The 1,385-nt window shown below is 60.5% G+C and carries 1 protein-coding gene; it reads left to right on the plus strand.

Translation table 11 applies throughout. The features are described from left to right. The first annotated feature begins 96 nt into the window (after positions 1 to 96). Complete coding sequence (locus tag ROA7023_RS23510; protein WP_085881350.1) at positions 97 to 1,353, plus strand: IS256 family transposase; 1,257 nt, start codon at positions 97 to 99, stop codon at positions 1,351 to 1,353. Positions 1,354 to 1,385: the final 32 nt, after the last annotated feature.

The following is a 1,385-nucleotide window of genomic DNA, read 5'->3' on the forward strand; positions in this document are numbered from 1 at the left end:
GAGTTATGCCCGAAAGTTGGTGATGGTCTGAAGTAGGCGGCATATCATGGCGGTGTTCAAGATGCCGTCGTTCTCAGAGAGAAAGGATATGCCACCATGGCCAAATCTACCGTTGTCCCGTTCGAGCTGCCATCCGATTTTTCGCCTGATCCGCTGACAGAGGTGATTCAGGCGGGCGCCAAGGAGCTGCTGCGCGCGGCGGTTCAAGCTGAGGTGTCGGCGTTCATCGCCGAGCACGCGAATTTGCTGGACGAGGAAGGTCGCCAGCGTCTGGTTCGCCACGGTTTTCTGCCCGAGCGTGAGATGATGACCGGGATCGGGATGGTGCCTGTTCAGGTTCCGCGTGTCCGCGATCGCGGCAGCAATGAAGATGGCAGCAAGATCAGGTTCCGTTCGTCGCTGGTCCCGCCCTATCTGCGCAAGGCCAAGTCGGTCGAGGCGCTTCTTCCCTGGCTATACCTGAAGGGTATCTCCACCGGCGACTTCAGCGAGGCGTTGGCTGCGCTTCTGGGGCCGGAGGCCGAGGGGCTATCGTCCTCGACCATCACCCGCCTGAAGGCGACCTGGTGGGAAGAGTATGAGGCCTGGCGCAAGCGGGATCTGAAGAGCAAGCGCTACGTCTACATCTGGGCTGACGGGGTCTACTTCACGTCCCGCCTGGACGGTGATCGTCAATGTATGTTGGTTATTATCGGCGCTGACGAATACGGCGAGAAGGACGTGCTGGCGATCATGGACGGGTTCCGGGAGAACGCCGACAGCTGGCGCGACCTGCTGAAAGGGCTGAAGAAGCGTGGGCTCACGGTGCCGCCCGATCTGGCCATCGGCGACGGTGCGCTCGGGTTCTGGACGGCGCTGCGCGAGGTCTTTCCGGGCACGCGCGAGCAAAGATGCTGGGTCCACAAGACGGCGAACGTGCTGGGCGCCATGCCCAAATCCCTGCACGAAAAGGCGAAGGCGGATCTGCAGGACATCTGGATGGCTGAGACCAAGAAGGAGGCAACTGCCGCATTCGATCTCTTCGTCGAAACCTACGGCGTGAAGTATGAAAAGGCCGTGGGCAAGCTGGTCAAAGTCCGTGACGAGCTCCTGGCTTTCTACGACTTCCCGGCCGAGCACTGGAAGCACATCCGGACCACGAACCCGATCGAGAGCGTCTTCGCCACCGTCCGCAACCGGACGCGCAAGACCAAGGGCTGCCTCAACCGCAAAACCGCCCTCGCCATGGTCTTCAGGCTGATGATGTCAGCCAAGAAGAAGTGGCGGAAGATCTCCGGGCCCAACCGTCTGCCCGAGGTCATCCAAGGGATTGTCTTCAAAGACGGTATCAAGCAACTTCACGCTGCCGCCTGATGATGGCCGTCACCAACTTTTGGGCATATCTC

This window comes from Roseisalinus antarcticus (assembly GCF_900172355.1).
GTDB lineage: Bacteria > Pseudomonadota > Alphaproteobacteria > Rhodobacterales > Rhodobacteraceae > Oceanicola > Oceanicola antarcticus_A.